This is a genomic window from Providencia sp. PROV032 (assembly GCF_028484875.1).
GTDB lineage: Bacteria > Pseudomonadota > Gammaproteobacteria > Enterobacterales > Enterobacteriaceae > Providencia > Providencia rettgeri_E.
The window spans coordinates 188,733-207,715 of record NZ_JAMPSX010000005.1; the positions used below are offsets into that span (position 1 = coordinate 188,733).

Consider the following 18,983-nt stretch of genomic DNA (forward strand, 5'->3'; position numbering starts at 1 on the left):
CACTAAAATAAGGGCAGAGTTCACTTTCGCTGTCTCTGCCCTTTCAAAATATATTTAATTAACAATTAATCACGATGAGATAGCCGCGCTTCCGCGTTAGCCAGTTTTTCGTCTTCCGCTAAGCACACAGCCGCAGTAAATAACACATCGGTTGAAGAGTTAAGCGCTGTCTCAGCTGAATCTTGTAATACGCCAATCATCACCCCAACCGCGACCACTTGCATCGCAATTTCATTTGAAATACCAAACATATTACAAGCCAATGGGATCAGCAACAGTGAGCCACCTGCAACCCCAGATGCCCCACAAGCGCATACTGCAGCAACCACGCTTAATAATAGTGCCGTTGGGATATCCACTGGTACACCTAAAGTGTGCACAGCGGCTAGCGTCAATACCGTAATTGTTACCGCAGCGCCTGCCATATTGATGGTTGCACCTAATGGAATAGAAACAGAATAGGTATCTTCGTGTAAATTCATACGACGACACATCCCCATATTTACAGGGATATTCGCTGCTGAACTACGTGTAAAGAATGCAGTTACCCCGCTTTCACGTAAGCAAGCTAAAACTAATGGATATGGGTTGCGTTTCATTTTCCAATAAACAATCAGTGGGTTAACAATAAAAGCAACGACTAACATACAGCCAATTAAAACAGCGAGAACGTGGATATAACCTTTTAAGGTTGAAAAACCTGTCGTTGCGATAGTAGAAGCAACTAAGCCAAAAATCCCTAAAGGCGCTAAACGGATCACAACACGTACCAGTTGTGTTACTGCATTAGAAAAATCATGAACTAAATTTTTTGTGGTTTCATTTGCATGGCGCAATGCAATACCCAACCCAATCGCCCACGCTAAAATACCAATATAATTGCCCTTAATCAGTGCATCGATAGGGTTCGAAAATATATTGATTAGCAAACCTTTTAACACTTCAGCAATATTTCCCGGTGGATTTAGCTGTGTATCACCGACCACTAACACTAAATTTGATGGAAATAGAAAAGAACCAATAACGGCGACAACCGCGGCAAAAAATGTTCCCAAAATATACAAGACCAGTATAGGTTTGATATTGGTTTTTTGCCCTTGACGGTGGTTAGCAATAGATGACATCACTAACACCCATACTAATACAGGCGCAACAGCCTTTAATGCACTAACGAATAAATCCCCTAACAACCCGACATTTTTTGCAGCAGATGGCCATAACCATGCAAGCAAAATACCTGCTATCAAGCCAACCAGTATCTGCTTGACTAGACTACCTTGGCTAATAACTCGCCATAACCCTGTTTTATTTGTATCCATAATAGACCTATATTATTTATCTTTATTAGGAATTAAATGTGTTTGCACAGCAAGTATAAGGAATAATAGTCGCCTGAAAAGGCAATTATTCAAAATATACACAATGATTGACTTTGTTTAACAAACATTTTACATAACTGTGATCTCAATAGAGTTTTGTTTCTTATAGTAGAATGGTATGACTAAAATGGTTGAGTGTTTTCAGAGGGTTAAAAAAAATCCCCTGCTTCACAGCAGAGGATTTAAAAAATGAAAAAGGTAAATTAATTTTTTGCTTCATTACGTTTATTAACAATGGCATTAATAACCAGCGTTATAACTAAGATTGACGCAATCACGCCCAATGAAATTGGTGTTGGGATGTGGAAAATATCAATCAATAGCATTTTTATACCGATAAAGCTTAAAATCACCGCTAAACCGTATTTTAACATTGAGAATTTCTCAGCAACTCCAGACAACAAGAAATACATGGCACGTAGGCCTAAAATAGCAAATAAATTCGATGTTAAAACAATGAATGGGTCAGTTGTTACCGCAAAAATAGCGGGTATGCTGTCCACTGCAAATATCACATCACTAATTTCAACTAAGATCAGGACTAAAATAAGTGGGGTCGCAAATAAAACGCCATTACGTTTAATGAAGAATTTTTCACCATGCAATTCATCTGTCATACGTAAATGAGAACGAACCCATTTGACTAACGGTTTATCGGTAATTGGCGAATCATCTTCTTTAGCAAAAGCCATTTTCAAACCCGTAAATAGCAAGAACAAGCCAAATACATATAAAATCCAGCTAAATTGCGTGACTAACCAACTACCTGCAAAAATCATAATCGTACGAAGTACGATAGCGCCTAATACTCCATAGACCAACACTCGACGTTGTAAATTGGCTGGGATCGCGAAATAACTAAATAACATTAACCAAACGAATACGTTATCAACAGCTAATGCTTTTTCCAATAAATAACCCGTTAAGAACGCCATGGTTTGGCTGTCGGCAAACTCACGCCCCACGTTCTCATTAAGATACCACCAAAAGCCTGCTGCAAAGAGCAGTGAAAGAGTTACCCACACAATACTCCAAGCCGCAGCTTGTTTCATCGACATTGCTTGGCCCTTGTGTTTCCCTTGCCAGAACAAATCAATGAGCAACATAAGTAAAATAATAACGGCAAAACTACCCCATAAAATCGGGTTACCAACTGAGTGCATTTTCCTTTCCCTTAAAAAACAAAAAACGGCTGATATCCAGAAGACATCAGCCGCTTAAAATTCGTTAACCACAAGTGATTTCTTTAGGTTGTAAATTATGAGCAAACCTCGCCTTCTGGCAAGGTCTCACTTACAACACAAACACCCAGAAAATAGGGAACTGTGGTGCTCGGCTACCGGGTGTAATGTGTACACCGTAATGACGATAAACCGACAAGAAGAAGTTACTCCCCTTTGCTATGGCGATAAGATACGGTAAATAGTCTTAAAATGCAATAATTAGCCGTTATTGTTTTATCGTTATTTTCTTACATTAAAAGATAAATTAACCAGTATATTTAGTATACCTTACGTAAAAAAACAGGTTAAATGCCGTTTTTAAGCACTTTACATCGTTACATACCACACGATAAATTGTAAAAATAAGCCAAAACTTAAATGAATTCTAAAAATAAGCTTAAAATTTGCTGTTTAGTTATTTTCTGTTTTGTTAAAGTGAGCGTGCTTTACACTAACAGCCTGAGGAAACACTACTTTCACTTTGGCATTCACTTAATCCATTTCTCCCTGCCCAACAACAAGTTTGTTGTTGTTATTGCCGTTTAGGAAACATTAATGGAATTAGTTAGAGAACTTTTTTTCGCCCTTTGGCACCAAGATTATGTCACCCTATCTAACCCTGCGTTAGTGTGGTCGATTTACTTCATGCTGTTTGCTATCTTGTTTCTTGAAAACGGGGTATTGCCTGCAGCGTTTTTACCTGGCGATAGCTTATTGATTTTAGTTGGTGTACTCATTGCTAAAGGCACATTAAGTTATCCGCTCACTATCGTAATTTTAACCGCTGGTGCTAGTTTAGGCTGCTGGGTAGGTTATATACAAGGCCGATGGCTGGGGAACACACGAATTGTTAAAGGCTGGCTTGAGCACCTACCTGAACACTACCACCAACGCGCTTATGGTTTATTCCACCGTCATGGCCTCGCTGCACTACTCATTGGCCGTTTTTTAGCGTTTGTCAGAACCCTACTTCCAACTATTGCAGGGCTTGCAGGCTTGCAAAATGGTCGTTTCCAAGTATTTAATTGGTTAAGTGGCTTACTGTGGGTGTTAATTTTGACTGCGATTGGTTATGGCTTTGGTAAAAGCCCGATTTTCCTACAATATGAACATCATATTATGAATATATTGATGTTGATCCCTGTAGGGCTACTGATCCTTGGCCTAATTGGTAGCATTGCCGTTGTCGTCAAGAAAAAGTTTTCAAGTAAAAAAGCAAATTAATCCTCCATGCGAGAACGCCCTGTTCTCGCATTTTCATTTTTACTTAATTTTACCTCTCAATGTTTCGGTTCATCACGATAAAGCTAATTCACTGAAAATAAAAATATTTACCTTAATACTATTTTTTACATTTTTTCTGAACCCACCATTTATTATTGAATAAGTCATTGCACTTAATGTAAAAACGGTTATTGTTAATACAGTAAAGTTTCTTTTCTATTGATAGGAGGTTCTATATGTCATCAAGTCATTCATCAGAAGACCTACGCGCAGAACTCAAAGCGTTAGCTGACTCTCTTGAAGCCGTATTGAATGATACGGGCGAGAAATCGAAAGAAGAGATTGAAAGCTTGAAATCCAAAGCGAAAGATGCACTTTGCTCATCTCGCGCTAAACTCGGTCAAACGACTGAAAGGATCACTGAACAAACAAAAGAAATTGCGGGTCGTGCAGACAACTATGTCAAAGAAAACCCATGGACTGGTATCGGTATCGGTGCTGCGGTTGGTGTGGTTCTTGGCGTACTTCTCGCGAAACGTTAATTGCTTATGGAACAAAATCAACAACGTCAGGGCCCCGGTAAAGGGGTCCTTGAAATACTGCAACGCATTGCCAGTATCACCGTTAATATCGTTGAAACTCGCCTTCAGCTCATTGCCGTTGAGCTCGAAGAAGAAAAAGTTAATTTTATCCAGTTGCTGTTGTTAGTTGGGCTAGCGCTTCTTTTTACTGCTTTTGGCCTAATGTGTCTAATTGGACTCATTTTTTGGTCTGTAGACCCTGTTTACCGCTATCAAGCACTGGCTATTACAACAGGGTGCTTGGTTCTACTCGCCATTGCCTTCGCCATTTGGGCTCTCAAAAAAGCGAAACAATCTACCTTATTGAGCTCCACGCGGGAGCAACTAAGCCAAGATGCAAGTGCATTAGCAGGTAAGGATAATGACCAAAAATAGACGCCAATTACTTGCCGCAAAAAAACAGCGATTACTCAACAGAATTGAGCAGCAACGGAACGACCTTGCTGCAAGTTCTGAAGATTGGCTTCATGTGACGGCCCCTTATGACCGTACATGGAAAACCTTGGTTACCTTCCGCCCTTTATTTATTGCGGCAACAGGCCTGCTTTCAATTTATTCACTGAAAAGACCACAGCGCATACTCCAATTAGGGAAAAAAGCCTTCACGATGTGGGGCATAGCAAGAACAATTCAAAGTACGATCAATGCAGGAAAGAAATAGTTTCAATTAAAATCAATATGTTAAATTAAACCTCTTCACTTTAGCTAGTTCCCTCTCCATCTACATTCAATTTTTTTGACCATCATTGTTAATAAGCTTTGCTTTTTATTGAATAAGCAAATGACTACTATAAGCCCATCAAATGTTTTCTTACCTATTTGTGCTGAAAACAACACTACAAATCGATATATATCACAAAAAAATTATATTTAATGGCTTATTAGTCTGGAGAATTTCAATGAAAAATTTAGAAAATGGTGCGATATTGTTAGCTCGCATTATGATGCCGGTTCTGTTCATTGTCGCTGGGTATGGAAAATTGGGAGATGCATACGCAGGAACACAACAATACATGCAAGCGATGGGTGTTCCAGGCTTTTTATTACCTTTAACCATTTTATTAGAATTTGGTGGCGGCTTAGCCATTCTATTTGGTTTCTTAACACGAACTGTAGCCCTATTTACTGCAGGCTTTACCGTATTAACGGCGCTACTGTTCCATATCGACTTTAGCGTTGCACCAAATAGTTTAATGTTTATGAAGAACTTTACTATCGCAGGCGGTTTCTTACTATTAGCAGTAACCGGCCCAGGGAAATTTAGTATTGACCATTTATTAAATAAAAAATGGTAACTCCGATTTCATTATCACCCTTATTGATTTAGTTTCATTTATCCGTCCAATTTATACCTCCTTCGGGAGGTATTTTTTTGTCTAAAATAAAGGTATTGAATCAGTTGAAGAGAAAATCACTTAGATGGGGCATTTTCAGTTATTGTTTTAGGAGCTGCATAATCAAACACACTCGTAAACTCTAAATAGTTTGAGTTGTAGGTAGGTGGCAAATTGAGTCATCCCGTGAGCATACATAAGTATGTGACTCGGGTGACTCAATGAAGCCAACACCCCTACCGCTCAAAATATAACGAGTTTACACTCTAAATAATTTTGGGATCTCTCGGAGACACCACGACTTAGCCTCCCCCATACTATCTCTACGCCACGCCATAATAATATTCGTCTCATGGCTATACTCTGCACCAACCACCTTCAAACGCCCTTCACGAATATCTTGTTCAACTATGGGGTACGGCATTGTCGCAACACCCAGGCCTGCCAATAACGCATTGTGTTTATCTTCAATCGTCGACACCGTTAATCGTTGCTGCTTATCCAACAACTGCACCGTTATCACGGGTCGCTCACGTGCGGTATCAGCCACGGCGATCCCACGGTACTTCACTCGAGTCGCATCAGATAACGGTTCAGGCTCTTGATGGATGGGATGATCTGGACTCGCTACGTAAATATGGTTAATGGTATATAACGATTTAGAGTTAATCTCTGAAGATGACCGGAAATGCATATCAGGGGCAATCACGATATCCGCTTTACCGCTTTCAAGTCGCTCCCATGCCCCCGCTAAGACCTCAGTAATCAAAGATAACTGGGTTTCTGACTTTTCCGCCAATCGTTCCACCAGCGGAAAAAGAGAATGAGCAGGAACTAGCGCTTCGCACACGATGGTTAAATGCGTTTCCCATCCTTTGGCAAGGGCCTCTGCGTCAGATGTTAGCTTATCAGCGGCTTCAAGTAGGATCCGACCTCTATCAAGTAGCATCCTACCGACATTAGTAAACTTAGTTCTATGCCCTGAACGGTCAAATAAAATGACATCAAGCTCTTCTTCTAATTTTTGCATGGTATAGCTCAGCGCAGAAGGGACTCTCCCCAACTCTTCAGCGGCTGCAGCAAAACTACCACGGCGATCGATTGCATCCATAACTCTTAATGATTCAAGCGTTAATGCTCTCTCTTTACTCATGAAGCTTCTCTTTCAGGAAATTTGAACAAGGGAAACAGATTAACTGGCTAACAATTCAACGTCCAGCTATTTATTATAACAATAGATTATTAACTTATTTATTTTTGATGGGGGGTAACCATTATGATGATACTGAGACCCGCTAATCATTGCGGCAAAGCTGATTATGGTTGGCTACAAGCGCGTTATTCCTTTTCATTTGGCCATTATTTTGACCCAGACTTTATGGGTTTTAAAACACTCAGAGTGCTAAATCAAGAAGTTATCGCGCCACAAAATGCATTACAGCCAAGAACCTACCCACATGTCGATATCTTAAATATCATATTAAAAGGGCATGCGGAGTATCGTGATAGCTCAGGTAATACTATCCAAGCGAATGAAGGGGAATGTGTGCGTTTTTCACCGCGCCCAGATCTCAGTTACAGTGAACAAAATGTGTGCCCAAAAACACCGCTAACACGTTTACAGCTCTGGCTCAATGCTTGCCCACAGCTAGAATCGTTACCTTTGCAAAAAATAACCATTAATGAAAATGAGAACAGACTGATCGCATCTCCTGACGGGGAGCAACAAAGTATTCAATTACGTCAACAAATTTGGATCACCCAAATTCATTTGGCAGCCAATGAATCATTAGTGATAACGCTAAAAGGAAGAAACTCATTCCTTCAATCTATACATGGTGGAGCTACATTGCGTACACCAAAAGGCGAGCAGTTAGGAATGAATTGCAATGACGGGGCGTTTATCCAAGACGATAATCAAGTCATTATTAGTGCAGATAAACCGTTTAGAGGTCTATTAATCGACCTTGGGGAATAAAAACCAGTCCCTTCCAGCTATAACAGCATGAAATTTGCGAACAGATCCGCAAATTTCATGATTTACATATCCTACATATTGACATGCTTGTGTTAGAGTCCTGCCATTAGCGAGCAAAAAATACGTGATTTTCTTGCTCAAATGCTTTTTTGTTTTGATTTTAAAGGTGTTTCCGTGGCTCTATTCACTCAACAGCGACATAATCAAATTTTTGCTCAAATTCTCAATGAGGTTGTACCTCAAGACGAATTAGCAAAAAACTTTTCGGTTTCTACTCGAACGATTCGTTCTGATATCAATGAAATCAATGAATTGATACAGCCATATAGTGCACATATTGTGTATGAGCGAGGTCGTGGTTACCGGTTGAAAATTGAAGATGAAGCCCTATTTGCCACTTTTACGCAACAAAATGATGAAGACAGCCATATTCCTCGCACGAGCAAAGAGCGCATTGATGCCCTGCTATTAAAACTCTTAATGCTATCACTCCCCGTAAAACTTGATGATATCGCTGAAGAGTGGTTTATCAGCCGCGGTACATTACAGCAAGATATGGGCGCGGTACGAGAACAGCTCCAAAAATACCAAATTGCGTTAGAAAGCATTCCTCATCAAGGCATTCGTTTAAACGGTAGCGAGTGGGCGGTTCGCGCTTGTATGACCGAAACTTTATGGCGTCGTTATTCCGCACAGATAACGCCTGATTTATCCACTTTCCGTCCAGATTGCCTTGATAATTTAGACCTGACATACATCGATAAAGTTTTGCATAACAGTATGAATCGCTTTGATATTCGCATTAGTAATGAAGGGCATTTGTACTTGGTTTTTAATTGTGCAGTCACTATTTTACGCATCACTCGCGGACATGAACTCACCACCGCTGTCAAAGATGATGACAGTGAAGAAGCGATCCGCAAAGCCTGTGGTGAAATATCTAAAGGGTTAATCTACTTCCTTGGCAATGACTTGTCAGGCGCAGAGCTTAGCTATTTACATGACCAAATTATCGCCCAACGCATTAGTCACCAAGACTCAAGCACGCAAAAAAATGGAACGCATAATGAGCTATGCGAATATATTTTAAGTTATATTAATGAATTATATAATTATGATTTGCGTAACGATGAAAAGCTCAAAAAAGATCTCAATACGCATCTCGCTGCGTTGATCACTCGCTTGCAATACCATATTTCCACACCAAACCCATTACTTTCTGATATTAAACAATATTATCCTTTTGCTTATGATGTCACACTGAGCGCGTTGACCAGTGCCAGCAAACAGTTACTCCCTCATCCTATTAGCGAGGACGAGTTAGGTTATTTAGCGGTGCATATCGGTGTCAGTCTTGAAAGAAATTATGGCGCTGGCTCTATTCGCCAAACGGAAGTACTGGTGGTAACGGATGCTGGAAACTCCACGTTTCGCGTGGTTGAATCTAAAATCATGCGTGAATTTCCACAACTCAAATTTAGCCGAGGGTTAACGCTACAAGAGTATGAGTCTTTGGATGAAGTCTCTGAAGATTTCGTCATTACCACGGTGCGAATTTCAGAGAAAAACAAACCTGTCATTAAAATCGCACCTTTTCCAACCCCCTATCAGCTAGAGCAAGTTGGCCGCCTAGCGATGGTTGACCAAACTCGCCCTTATATTATCGAGCGTTTTTTTGATGAACGGTTCTTCATGGTCATCAATGAAAAAATTAGCCAAGAAGAACTCTTTCAAATGGTTTGCCACAAATTACAGCAAGAAGGTTATGTCACACCCGATTTTTACCCTTCACTGCAAGAGCGTGAATCAATTGTGTCCACTTTGCTTGGGGAAGGCATTGCATTGCCCCACTCTTTAGGACTACTCGCCAATAAAACGGTAGTTGCAACCGTTGTCGCCCCCAAAGGCATTGAGTGGAATAAAGAAACCAAAGAGAACGCTTATGTCATTTTCTTACTGGCAATTAGCAAAACAGACTATGAAGAAGCAATGGCTATTTATGATTTATTCGTTACCTTTGTAAAAGAAAAAACGACTCGTCGCTTAGTCAGCGTCAAAAATTTCAATGAATTCCAAGTGATAGCTAAAGATAGCTTAGCGCGTATTCTTTAATTTGATAGCAACTTCCACTTTGTAGTGGAAAAGAGGGAGTTGCTAATTTTTACGTGATCCTAGCCACAACTCTCGCAAATATTTCCCTATCCTAAACGATCTGTTTTACACACAAAACGACTAAGTGGAAGCAATTACAACTAATATAAAATAATTTCCATTTATAATTTCCACTTTCTTTTCCAGTTCATTTTTTTGTTTCCATTTTGTAGTTAAAAAAATAATCAATTGATAAATAACATATTTTATTCACGCCATTGTTATTTTTATCCTTTTTAGAGAGTTGATTGATGTCAATTTTTCCACTTAACTTCCAAATAGAACAAAAAATACACCAAATATACACTCTTTAGCTTCCAAACAATTTCCACTTACAAGTGGAAATTCCCTGCCTGCAAAAAATACGAATAAGCGTCTAATGTATAAGACATGAAGGAACAGAGTAGTCTAACTTGCAATATTACTTTGGATTTTAAATAGTTATGAGTGAATCAGTTGTCGTTTTTAAAATGTTAGAACATAACCTTGATATTGATGAGGTGACACAAAAACTGCTAGCAGTGATTACTGACTGGCTCAAGCAGGAGGGCTGCTACACCACAGATGTACAACAACAAATGTTGGAGTCTCATTTACGTGCCATGGTTGGTAGAGCAAAAACGGGTGAAGCCTTACCAGAGGTCGATATCAGCTTATTCGATGAAATTTCTGAACATTCGATAGCGCTCGCACAACGGGTTGTTGACACACTTCCCGGTTTAGCACCTGAAGAGACCTATTTACTCTCTGTTCACTTTGAAGTCGCACGTTCAAATGATTAATTACTAATTTTGTAGGATTTGGAGAATATTTTATGAAACAGATCGTTGTTGTTATCGGTGACCGTTTAGGTAAAGGCCAAAAAGTAGCTGCAGGTGTTGAAGCTGCGGGTGGTAAAGCGGTTGTTGTTCCGGGTGTCGCTGCTGACATGAAACTCGGTGATGTGATGAACGCAGAGCAAGCCGATTTGGGTATCTCATTTTGTGGTAGTGGTGGCGCTGGCGCAATCACAGCACAAACTAAATATGGCTATAAAGCTCGCTATGGGATGCGCTCTATTGAAGAGGGAGAAACCGCGATTGCAGATGGTTGCAACGTACTAGGTTTCGGTTTTATGGACAAGGAAGAGTTAGGCGAGCGCTTGGTAAAAGCATTCAATAAAAAATACGGCAACGCTTAATGAAAAAATCTATCGAAACGGTTGTGCGGGTTACAGGGCAAGGCGACACTAAGCAAAAAGCGATAGCTGACGCCTTAAATTCAATTCAAAAAACCGTACTGAAAAACAGCACAGACATCATCCTACGGATAGAACCAAAGGATGTTGAAGTGATTAGTGCTCACTCTCATTCGCGGACAGAAAAATTTCTCTTTCTCTTTTTGCCACGCAAACGTGAACATTTTCGTGTTGTACTCGACGTTTCGCTGGATGTCACTTTACTTTCTGTCAACGAAATACCATTTACAGAACAATAATAGCAATCAGGTCTGGAGTTAATTCCATGAGTGAAACTGCATCTTTTTTAGAAATATTGGGTATGTCCCTGATTATCGGTGGGCTTTGCGGCTTTGGCTTAGGCGCAGGGGCTGCGCGTATGTTCCACGCACCAACCGTACAAGGTATGGGGGCATTCCGTACATTGGGTGAGCTGAACGCGTGCGAAGGCGACCCAGCTTCTCACTTTTCTTTCGGCTTAGGGTTCTTCTTTAACGCATGGGCGTCGTCAGTTGCCGCAGGGGCATTTACACAAGACGTTGACCACCGCATCATCCCAAACTGGGGGGCCGCAGCGCTACTAACCAAAAACCGTAGCGTTGCTGACACACTGCATAACCCGAAAAAAATGGCTATCGCTTGTGCCATCATCGGGGCATTAGTAGTCGCCTTCTTAAACACCACCGCTTCTGCTGTTCCGGCTGCTCTGCAAACAACAGCCATTAATGTACTAGTGCCTGCCGCAAACTTGCTCGTTAACACAGTGATGCCTGTTATCTTCTGGTTAGCCGCGATGGATGCAGGCCGTCGTTCAGGTTTCTGGGCAACGCTATTTGGTGGTTGCGCCCAATTAATCATGGGGAATGCCATCCCTGGTTTAGTTTTAGGTATCTTGATTGGTAAAGGCGTTGATGACAACGGCTGGAACCGTATCACTCGCACAATGATGGTAACCGTCGTTCTACTGTTCGTTCTTAGCGGCTTCTTCCGTGAATTCGATCTGAAGATGATCACCTCTTTCAACCTAGATAAACCATTGTGGCTTGAATACGTCCACGGTCTGCTGAGCGGGAAATAATCATGACAACTGAAATTAACAAACAAGATTTTTGGTATGCAGAGTGGTCCTTCCCGATTTTTGTCGGGCTGTTATCCGCAGGGATCTTCGCAGGTACCCACATGTATGTCGTCTACGGCTTTGGGGCATTTAACGAAGTGGCGTTCGTTGCCATGTTACGTGCAGGGCTAGATACCGGCGTATATGGTGCGGTTGCCGCATTTGGTGCGAGTTTCCTATTTGCTCGGATTATCGAAGGCTCACTGGTGGGTATTTTAGATATTGGTGGCGCACTACAAACTGGTATTGGCCTCGGTGTTCCTGCCTTATTTTTAGCCGCGGGTTGGGATTTTTTAGTCACTAACTTTTGGATGTCGTTACTAACTGGCTTATTCCTTGGCGTATTAATCGGCTTACTGATTGTATTTGCACGTAAATTCACCATTGCTCAGGCTAACTCAACCTTTGGTGCTGACGTCATGATGGGCGCGGGTAATACCTCCGGCCGTTTCTTAGGTCCATTGATTATTTTAGCTGCGATGGCCGCATCCATTCCAATCGGAATTGGCTCTTTAATTGGCGCATTGATTTTCTATGTATGGCAAAAACCCGTTGCCGGCGGGGCAATTTTAGGGGCGATGTTGTTCGGTTATTTCTTCCCAATCGTCGCCTAACTCGTATCCTCCCGGAGCATCAGCTCCGGGTTACTGAATAACATCATTAAAAGCAGGCTCGAAATAGTTCAAAGAGTAGCGTAAGAGTAACCAATAACGCTGCGGTTGACATCATTTAGAATACGCACTTAAGCATACTCTAAATAATTCAAATCGCAGCTAGGCGGCAAACGACGATATCCCTAGGAGCATACACTAGTATGTGACTAGGGTAGCGGAAGTGCTGCCAACAACGCTGCGGTTTGAAGTATGACGAGTATGACGAGCACCGAATATAAAGAGGGCAACTATGTACTATTCTCTAATCATCAAGCAAGCTAAGCGTATCGATGGCACCATTATCGATATTCTCATCAAAGATGGAAAAATCGAAGCGGCAGGTCCTGAATTAGCCTCCAACCAACAAGCTGACAAGATCATTGATCTCCAAGGCAAAACCTATGTCAGCGCCGGATGGATTGATTCTCACGCACACTGTTTTGTTGAGTCGCCTATCTACTTCGATGACCCTGATTTAGCAGGAGCCGCTGGCGGAGTTACCTCACTGGTTGATGCAGGTAGTGTCGGTGCTGATGATATAGATAAATTTTATCAGCTCACCCAGAAATCAAAAACGAATGTCTTTTCTCTACTGAATATTTCGCGTATTGGCATCATTGCACAAAATGAACTGTCCGATATGAACAACATCAATGAAACCTGCTTTCAAGACGCTATCGAACGCCACTCAGGCTTTGTCGTTGGTATGAAAGCCCGTATGAGTAAAAGCGTGGTGGGTGAAAATGGCATTGCCCCACTGGTTAAAGCCAAAGAAATGCAAAAAAAACATCACCTTCCACTCATGGTACACATTGGTAATAACCCACCTAATATCGATGAAGTCGCTGATTTACTGACACGCGGCGATATCATCACTCACTGCTTTAACGGTAAGCCCAATAAAATTTTAGGTGAAGATGGCTACCTAAAACCATCAATTGCTCGCGCCTTAGCACGCGGTGTCATATTAGATGTTGGCCACGGCGGTGAAAGTTTCAGCTTTAAAGTTGCCGAACAAGCCATGCGTATCGGCACTTATCCTGACATTATCAGTTCAGATATTTACCAGCGCAACCGCGTTAATGGCCCAGTTTATAGTCTCGCTTTTGTAATGACTAAATTCCTGTGTATGGGTTTTAGTGCGGAACAAGTGCTTCGCTGTGTGACCGAAAAAGCGGCCGATTTCTTATCTTTGCCAGCGAAAGGGTATTTAAGACCAGGCTTTGACGCCGATATTACCCTTTTTGACCTCAAAGAAGAGCAAACTGAGCTCACTGATGCAGAAGGCGAACAGCGTATAGGCACACACCGCTTCGTACCGTTGGCCGCTATCGTTGGTGGAAAACACATTATTCATGCACAAGGTGAATCCGAACATGCAATCGATTTATGATAAGTATCAGTTAAAACACGTTATTAATGCTTCTGGCCGCATGACAATTCTGGGTGTTTCAACACCAACGCCAGAAGTTGTCGAACGTGTTGCTTACGGTCTAAATAATTACTTTGAAATTAAAGATTTAGTTAACAAAACTGGCGAATATATTGCGAGTTTATTAAACGTTGAAGCGGCAGTTGTTGTTTCCTGTGCATCTGCCGGTATTGCACAAGCTGTTGCAGCAGTGATTATAAAAGATGATGATGATTTACTGCTCAATTTGCATTCATCCGACAAAGTTGTTCCACGTGAAATTATTTTACCTAAAGGCCATAACGTTAACTTTGGAGCCCCTGTCGACACAATGGTGAGCTTAGGTGGTGGTAAAGTGGTAGAAGCGGGTTTTGCTAATGAGTGCAACGCTGCTCAATTAGCGGCAAAAATCACCCCCAATACCGCTGCTATTCTGTATATCAAATCGCACCATACCGTACAAAAAAGCATGCTAACGGTTGAACAAGCCGCCAAAGTGGCTCATGACCACCAGCTCCCCCTGATTGTTGATGCGGCCGCTGAAGAAGAACTCACGGCTTACTACCAAGCTGGTGGCGATATTGTGATTTACAGTGGCGCAAAAGCGATTGAAGGCCCAACAAGCGGCCTTGTTATCGGTAAAAAGCAGTATGTTGAATGGGTCAAACGCCAAAGCCAAGGTATTGGCCGTGCGATGAAAGTGGGTAAAGAAGGTATTTTAGGTCTGACACTCGCTATCGAACAGTACCTGACTGCAACAAAAGAAACTGGCGCAGAGATGGTCAATCGAATGAGTAAATTCATCAGCGATTTGAATGCAATTAAAGGTATCTCCGCACAAGTTGTCTGGGATGCTGCAGGTCGTGATATCGCCCGCACCGAAATTAGCTTTGATGAAAAAACAATAGGCAAAACCACTTACCAAATTATGGCTGAATTAAAGCAAGGTGATACCGCGATTTACTTCCGCGAATACAAAGCCAACGAAGGAAAAGTGGAAGCTGACATTCGCAGTGTTAGCACTGAGCAACTTGATGTTATTTCACAGAATATTCGTTTGTTAGTAGAAGGAATTTAAAATGAAATTGTCACCAAATTTTTATCGTGACCGTGTGTGTTTAAACGTTCTGGCGGGCAGCCATCAAAATGCAAAAGATATCTATGCCGCCGCAGAAACCTTTGTTGTTGTTGGTGTTTTATCTAAAAATTACCCTGACTTAGAAAGCGCGATTGCGGATATGCGTATTTATGCCCAAGAAACGGATAATGCTTTATCGGTTGGTCTGGGTGCTGGCGATCCAAACCAATCCACGATGGTATCGTTGATTTCAAAAGAAGTTCAGCCACAGCACGTAAACCAAGTCTTTACTGGTGCACCAATTAGCCGTGCACTATTAGGCCAAAATGAAACCTTTGTGAATGCACTCATATCACCGACAGGCACAGTGGGTATGGTAAAAATTTCCACAGGCCCATTAAGTTCTCAAGCGCCAGAGGGCATTGTGCCGATTGAAACTGCCATTATGATGCTTAAAGACATGGGAGCTGATTCTGTTAAATTCTTTAATATGAAAGGGTTAACTTATATTGAAGAATATAAAGCCATTGCCAAAGCGTGTGCTGAATTTGATTTTTCTTTAGAGCCTACAGGCGGTATTGATTTAGATAACTTTGCCGAAATATTGCAAATTGCCCTCGATGCTGGTGTGAAGAAAATCATTCCTCATATTTATAGTTCAATCATTGATAAAGAATCGGGCAATACTCGCCCAGAAGATGTGCGTCAATTATTGCAGATGGTTAAGCAAGCGGTTAATTGATGCAGTAGTAAGTCGTAAATAAGAAAATAAATATAAGCGAAACGTTATAATATAAGTCATTGTCACAATGACGAAACAACAAATCCCCCACTCATCAAGTGTGAGTGGGGGATTTTTTATTGTAAGTTAATGACCTATCATTCTTGCATTCGGTATAATATGAAACCAATAATTATCAGGCACTGGACTCCCCCAAACGCCAAAATACATAGCAATTCCAATCGTTATAAATAAAATTGCCAAAGTTAAAATGGCCATCATCATGCCCGATAACCGAAATTGACGTTTTTTTGTTGGCACTTGCAATGAAAAATCTAACGTTGATACAACAGGGCAAGATTCAACGCACGTCATACATCCCGTACATTCCACCGTTCTTACCGTAATTAACTTATCGACAGGTATCCGTGATGGGCAATTTTTGGCACATTTTCCGCAATCAATACAACTTTCCACATTTCGCCGAATTTTAAATGGCGAAAATAACGAAAATAGCCCTAACAATGCACCATAAGGACATAAATAACGGCACCAAGCGTTACGAATAAACAAACTTGCTATCACTAAAATGACCACAGTAATAAGCGCAAACAAGCTAATATAACGAAAAAAATCCAACATTTTTACGTCAATAATGATCCCATAAGGGGACATCATAAAATATTGGATCATCTGCGCAGACATGGAAAATGCAATATAAAGAAAGAAACCTAATAACAAATATTTTAGGCCTCTTAAAGGGATATCGAGCCATTTAGGTAAACTGATTTGGTTTTGATAACGAAAGAGTTTTTTCCCTAACTTACCTGTGTACTCTGATATTGTGCCAATCGGGCACATCCATGAACAAAATGCTTTTTTGAACAGCAAGCTAATCATGATAAAAGAAACTAAAAGAAACATTGATGCCGCATGAATGACAGGAAAGCTGCCCGTTTCCAACGTATATTTTAAATTCATTAACCCAGCAATCGGCAGCCAGCCTTCAATCCCTCCGGGGCGTGGAAAGTAAAACGTTGCTCCACCCGTTTCATAGTAACGAACCCAGTAATAGAAGGTCACACCTATATAAAGGTTAATTGCCAATAATATTACCTGTACAATTTTCCGCCAGGTTGATGCATTTCGCCAATCATTCCAAGGAAGCTTTCCTCCTGTTGTACCGGGGCGGCGTTGGTACCTTATACGTGGTTTTTCTATCATGTCCGCACATCTCTTTAACATGCATTATAAATACCACTATTGTAATTACATATTCACATAGCATATTGATTTGCATCAGAGGGTTGTGATCTTGATGATTTGATACTTTGATGCAGCGAATGGTGAAGACAAACAAGATAAGTATTTTGATATTAAATAAAAAGATTATGATTTTTTCTAAATAATTCGAGTTGTGCCACGGCGGCAAAATGAGGAAATCCCTAGGAGCATACACCAGTATGTGACTAGGGTTGACGAATGAAGCCAACACAGGCACAGCTTGAAGTATGACGAAAAAATGGGAGTTGGCCGATAAGCCGGGTTCTGTCATGGACAACCATTCATCTAGGCCAGCACTTGCGCACTGGCTCCAGCAACCTACCCGAGTTCAATGCGGGCCGCACCATATGAACCCCTATTTGGTCTTGCTCCGGGTGGAGTTTACCGTGCCACGAACTGTTACCAGTCGCGCGGTGCGCTCTTACCGCACCCTTTCACCCTTACCTGATCCTGTAAACAGGCCATCGGCGGTTTGCTCTCTGTTGCACTAGTCGTAGGCTCGCGCCTCCCAGACGTTATCTGGCACCCTGCCCTATGGAGCCCGGACTTTCCTCCCCTCTACCCGTCTCCCGAAGGGACTACGATAAAGCAGCGGTTGTCTGGCCAACTCCGCGGCGAATTATAGGCACTTTACTGAGTCTTGTACAGACTCTAACGACTTTCATTTACCACTTATATAAATGAACTCGTCTATTTGCTCAATAATCATTCATCAGCTTGATTATCAAGCATCAATTTATACAACATATTTTTCTTGAGACCATAAATTTCAGCCGTGATTGCAGCCGCTTTTTTCGGTGGTAACTCTTTTTGCAACAAATTCAAGGTGCGAACTACGTCCGGTGAAATTGCAGAATCATCTTCAGGCTTCTTATACCCTTCAACAATTAACACCATTTCGCCGCGGTGACGATTCTCATCTTCTTTTACCCAAGCGAGCAACTCCCCTACGGGGCGGCCTTCAATGGACTCCCATGTTTTAGTGATTTCTCGCGCTAAAACAACATGGCGCTCCGGTCCCCAGACTTCCACCATATCTGCTAAACTGTCTAACAAACGGTGGGTTGATTCATAGAAAATCAGCGTGCGAGTTTCTTGTTCGAGTGATTGTAAAACATCTTTGCGACCTTTTGTTTTTGCGGGTAAAAATCCTTCATAACAAAAACGGTCTGAGGGCAAACCTGCGGCAGATAGCGCAGTAATAGCAGCACAAGGCCCCGGTAAAGGTACAACTCGAATACCCGCTTCGCGGCAACGATTGACGAGATGATAACCCGGATCATTAATTAAAGGTGTACCCGCATCGGAGACTAATGCGATACTATCGCCTTGTTGAAGTCGACTAATTAATTGATCTGCCTTTTGCTGTTCATTATGATCATGCAGAGCAAACAATCGTGCATTTATCGCAAAATTCTGTAATAGAATGCCTGAATGCCGAGTGTCCTCTGCAGCAATAAGGTCAACATGTTTAAGAACATCCAACGCGCGTTGCGTGATATCCCTCATATTACCAATTGGGGTAGGAACGATATACAGCGTGGATGCCATAACCACAGCTTGATTAGGTTGGTTCATTGTTTCATCCAAATAGCCGGTTTAAAATTAAGCAATTGAAAAATACACCATTGGA

General features: G+C 41.5%; 20 protein-coding genes and 1 other RNA gene. 15 read left to right on the forward strand and 6 right to left on the reverse strand.

What is annotated here, in order from left to right; translation table 11 throughout:
* Nucleotides 1–65 precede the first annotated feature (65 nt).
* Together sstT and PSF42_RS05870 are read right to left on the reverse strand one after the other, a co-directional pair.
* Nucleotides 66–1,319, reverse strand: coding sequence for a serine/threonine transporter SstT (sstT, locus tag PSF42_RS05865; RefSeq protein ID WP_272679624.1), 1,254 nt, complete (start codon nucleotides 1,317–1,319; stop codon nucleotides 66–68).
* A 263-nt stretch (nucleotides 1,320–1,582) separates the two neighbouring features.
* Nucleotides 1,583–2,542, reverse strand: coding sequence for a TerC family protein (locus tag PSF42_RS05870; protein ID WP_125890390.1), 960 nt, complete (start codon nucleotides 2,540–2,542; stop codon nucleotides 1,583–1,585).
* A gap of 615 nt (nucleotides 2,543–3,157) precedes the next feature.
* Between PSF42_RS05870 and PSF42_RS05875 the strand changes: the two genes are divergently transcribed.
* The 5 genes from PSF42_RS05875 to PSF42_RS05895 all read left to right on the forward strand — a co-directional run bounded on the left by PSF42_RS05875 (nucleotide 3,158) and on the right by PSF42_RS05895 (nucleotide 5,702).
* Entirely contained in the window at nucleotides 3,158–3,826 is a 669-nt protein-coding gene (locus PSF42_RS05875; RefSeq protein ID WP_125890392.1) for a DedA family protein, read from the forward strand.
* Between the two features lie 236 nt (nucleotides 3,827–4,062).
* Nucleotides 4,063–4,368: a DUF883 family protein gene (locus PSF42_RS05880; RefSeq protein ID WP_125890393.1), complete on the forward strand. Its 306-nt coding sequence runs from the start codon at nucleotides 4,063–4,065 to the stop codon at nucleotides 4,366–4,368.
* Between the two features lie 6 nt (nucleotides 4,369–4,374).
* Nucleotides 4,375–4,782, forward strand: a complete 408-nt coding sequence (locus PSF42_RS05885; protein ID WP_248467047.1) for a phage holin family protein — start codon at nucleotides 4,375–4,377, stop codon at nucleotides 4,780–4,782.
* Nucleotides 4,769–5,068, forward strand: a complete 300-nt coding sequence (locus PSF42_RS05890) for a YqjK-like family protein (protein WP_125890395.1) — start codon at nucleotides 4,769–4,771, stop codon at nucleotides 5,066–5,068. Before PSF42_RS05885 ends, PSF42_RS05890 begins: the two co-directional genes overlap by 14 nt.
* Nucleotides 5,069–5,306: 238 nt before the next feature.
* Nucleotides 5,307–5,702, forward strand: a complete 396-nt coding sequence (locus PSF42_RS05895) for a DoxX family protein (protein ID WP_272679625.1) — start codon at nucleotides 5,307–5,309, stop codon at nucleotides 5,700–5,702.
* Between the two features lie 298 nt (nucleotides 5,703–6,000).
* On the opposite strand, the gene PSF42_RS05900 is transcribed toward PSF42_RS05895, so the two are convergent.
* Complete coding sequence (locus PSF42_RS05900) at nucleotides 6,001–6,894, reverse strand: LysR family transcriptional regulator (RefSeq protein WP_125890397.1); 894 nt, start codon at nucleotides 6,892–6,894, stop codon at nucleotides 6,001–6,003.
* A gap of 123 nt (nucleotides 6,895–7,017) precedes the next feature.
* Here PSF42_RS05900 and PSF42_RS05905 point away from each other — a divergent pair, with 123 nt between their 5' ends.
* The 10 genes from PSF42_RS05905 to dagF all read left to right on the forward strand — a co-directional run bounded on the left by PSF42_RS05905 (nucleotide 7,018) and on the right by dagF (nucleotide 16,087).
* Nucleotides 7,018–7,719: a pirin family protein gene (locus tag PSF42_RS05905; RefSeq protein ID WP_125890398.1), complete on the forward strand. Its 702-nt coding sequence runs from the start codon at nucleotides 7,018–7,020 to the stop codon at nucleotides 7,717–7,719.
* 141 nt (nucleotides 7,720–7,860) lie between these two features.
* On the forward strand, nucleotides 7,861–9,831 hold the full coding sequence (locus PSF42_RS05910) for a BglG family transcription antiterminator (protein WP_125890399.1): 1,971 nt from the start codon (nucleotides 7,861–7,863) through the stop codon (nucleotides 9,829–9,831).
* A 482-nt stretch (nucleotides 9,832–10,313) separates the two neighbouring features.
* The gene (locus PSF42_RS05915; RefSeq protein WP_125890400.1) at nucleotides 10,314–10,652 is read left to right on the forward strand and encodes a transcriptional antiterminator; all 339 of its coding nucleotides are present in this window, start codon (nucleotides 10,314–10,316) and stop codon (nucleotides 10,650–10,652) included.
* Nucleotides 10,653–10,684: 32 nt separating this feature from the next.
* The gene (locus PSF42_RS05920; RefSeq protein ID WP_004258177.1) at nucleotides 10,685–11,050 is read left to right on the forward strand and encodes an SFCGS family glycine-rich protein; all 366 of its coding nucleotides are present in this window, start codon (nucleotides 10,685–10,687) and stop codon (nucleotides 11,048–11,050) included.
* Entirely contained in the window at nucleotides 11,050–11,346 is a 297-nt protein-coding gene (locus PSF42_RS05925) for a DUF4312 family protein (protein ID WP_004258180.1), read from the forward strand. Before PSF42_RS05920 ends, PSF42_RS05925 begins: the two co-directional genes overlap by 1 nt.
* A gap of 26 nt (nucleotides 11,347–11,372) precedes the next feature.
* On the forward strand, nucleotides 11,373–12,164 hold the full coding sequence (locus tag PSF42_RS05930; RefSeq protein ID WP_125890401.1) for a DUF4311 domain-containing protein: 792 nt from the start codon (nucleotides 11,373–11,375) through the stop codon (nucleotides 12,162–12,164).
* A gap of 2 nt (nucleotides 12,165–12,166) precedes the next feature.
* Nucleotides 12,167–12,817 (forward strand): DUF4310 family protein, encoded by a 651-nt coding sequence (locus PSF42_RS05935; RefSeq protein WP_004258187.1) that lies wholly within the window; start codon nucleotides 12,167–12,169, stop codon nucleotides 12,815–12,817.
* A gap of 289 nt (nucleotides 12,818–13,106) precedes the next feature.
* Entirely contained in the window at nucleotides 13,107–14,249 is a 1,143-nt protein-coding gene (locus PSF42_RS05940; RefSeq protein WP_213913097.1) for an amidohydrolase/deacetylase family metallohydrolase, read from the forward strand.
* Nucleotides 14,233–15,345, forward strand: coding sequence for a DgaE family pyridoxal phosphate-dependent ammonia lyase (locus PSF42_RS05945; RefSeq protein WP_125890403.1), 1,113 nt, complete (start codon nucleotides 14,233–14,235; stop codon nucleotides 15,343–15,345). Before PSF42_RS05940 ends, PSF42_RS05945 begins: the two co-directional genes overlap by 17 nt.
* 1 nt (nucleotide 15,346) lies before the next feature.
* The gene (gene dagF, locus PSF42_RS05950) at nucleotides 15,347–16,087 is read left to right on the forward strand and encodes a 2-dehydro-3-deoxy-phosphogluconate aldolase (RefSeq protein ID WP_125890404.1); all 741 of its coding nucleotides are present in this window, start codon (nucleotides 15,347–15,349) and stop codon (nucleotides 16,085–16,087) included.
* Nucleotides 16,088–16,213: 126 nt separating this feature from the next.
* Here the strand turns inward: dagF and PSF42_RS05955 are convergent, their stop codons facing one another.
* The 3 genes from PSF42_RS05955 to rsmI all read right to left on the reverse strand — a co-directional run bounded on the left by PSF42_RS05955 (nucleotide 16,214) and on the right by rsmI (nucleotide 18,928).
* Nucleotides 16,214–17,290 (reverse strand): 4Fe-4S binding protein, encoded by a 1,077-nt coding sequence (locus PSF42_RS05955; protein ID WP_272679626.1) that lies wholly within the window; start codon nucleotides 17,288–17,290, stop codon nucleotides 16,214–16,216.
* Between the two features lie 297 nt (nucleotides 17,291–17,587).
* Nucleotides 17,588–17,961, reverse strand: an RNA gene (gene rnpB, locus PSF42_RS05960) — RNase P RNA component class A.
* Between the two features lie 94 nt (nucleotides 17,962–18,055).
* A complete protein-coding gene (gene rsmI / locus PSF42_RS05965; protein ID WP_125890406.1) occupies nucleotides 18,056–18,928 on the reverse strand; it encodes a 16S rRNA (cytidine(1402)-2'-O)-methyltransferase in 873 nt (290 codons plus the stop codon).
* Nucleotides 18,929–18,983 lie beyond the last annotated feature (55 nt).

What these genes read in the sequence shown, in the direction of transcription:
- sstT (WP_272679624.1), bottom strand. Translation starts at nt 1,319, where the DNA reads ATGGATACAAATAAAACAGGGTTATGGCGAGTTATTAGCCAAGGTAGT.
- PSF42_RS05870 (WP_125890390.1), bottom strand. Translation starts at nt 2,542, where the DNA reads ATGCACTCAGTTGGTAACCCGATTTTATGGGGTAGTTTTGCCGTTATT.
- PSF42_RS05875 (WP_125890392.1), top strand. Translation starts at nt 3,158, where the DNA reads ATGGAATTAGTTAGAGAACTTTTTTTCGCCCTTTGGCACCAAGATTAT.
- PSF42_RS05880 (WP_125890393.1), top strand. Translation starts at nt 4,063, where the DNA reads ATGTCATCAAGTCATTCATCAGAAGACCTACGCGCAGAACTCAAAGCG.
- PSF42_RS05885 (WP_248467047.1), top strand. Translation starts at nt 4,375, where the DNA reads ATGGAACAAAATCAACAACGTCAGGGCCCCGGTAAAGGGGTCCTTGAA.
- PSF42_RS05890 (WP_125890395.1), top strand. Translation starts at nt 4,769, where the DNA reads ATGACCAAAAATAGACGCCAATTACTTGCCGCAAAAAAACAGCGATTA.
- PSF42_RS05895 (WP_272679625.1), top strand. Translation starts at nt 5,307, where the DNA reads ATGAAAAATTTAGAAAATGGTGCGATATTGTTAGCTCGCATTATGATG.
- PSF42_RS05900 (WP_125890397.1), bottom strand. Translation starts at nt 6,894, where the DNA reads ATGAGTAAAGAGAGAGCATTAACGCTTGAATCATTAAGAGTTATGGAT.
- PSF42_RS05905 (WP_125890398.1), top strand. Translation starts at nt 7,018, where the DNA reads ATGATGATACTGAGACCCGCTAATCATTGCGGCAAAGCTGATTATGGT.
- PSF42_RS05910 (WP_125890399.1), top strand. Translation starts at nt 7,861, where the DNA reads ATGCTTTTTTGTTTTGATTTTAAAGGTGTTTCCGTGGCTCTATTCACT.
- PSF42_RS05915 (WP_125890400.1), top strand. Translation starts at nt 10,314, where the DNA reads ATGAGTGAATCAGTTGTCGTTTTTAAAATGTTAGAACATAACCTTGAT.
- PSF42_RS05920 (WP_004258177.1), top strand. Translation starts at nt 10,685, where the DNA reads ATGAAACAGATCGTTGTTGTTATCGGTGACCGTTTAGGTAAAGGCCAA.
- PSF42_RS05925 (WP_004258180.1), top strand. Translation starts at nt 11,050, where the DNA reads ATGAAAAAATCTATCGAAACGGTTGTGCGGGTTACAGGGCAAGGCGAC.
- PSF42_RS05930 (WP_125890401.1), top strand. Translation starts at nt 11,373, where the DNA reads ATGAGTGAAACTGCATCTTTTTTAGAAATATTGGGTATGTCCCTGATT.
- PSF42_RS05935 (WP_004258187.1), top strand. Translation starts at nt 12,167, where the DNA reads ATGACAACTGAAATTAACAAACAAGATTTTTGGTATGCAGAGTGGTCC.
- PSF42_RS05940 (WP_213913097.1), top strand. Translation starts at nt 13,107, where the DNA reads ATGTACTATTCTCTAATCATCAAGCAAGCTAAGCGTATCGATGGCACC.
- PSF42_RS05945 (WP_125890403.1), top strand. Translation starts at nt 14,233, where the DNA reads ATGCAATCGATTTATGATAAGTATCAGTTAAAACACGTTATTAATGCT.
- dagF (WP_125890404.1), top strand. Translation starts at nt 15,347, where the DNA reads ATGAAATTGTCACCAAATTTTTATCGTGACCGTGTGTGTTTAAACGTT.
- PSF42_RS05955 (WP_272679626.1), bottom strand. Translation starts at nt 17,290, where the DNA reads ATGATAGAAAAACCACGTATAAGGTACCAACGCCGCCCCGGTACAACA.
- rsmI (WP_125890406.1), bottom strand. Translation starts at nt 18,928, where the DNA reads ATGAACCAACCTAATCAAGCTGTGGTTATGGCATCCACGCTGTATATC.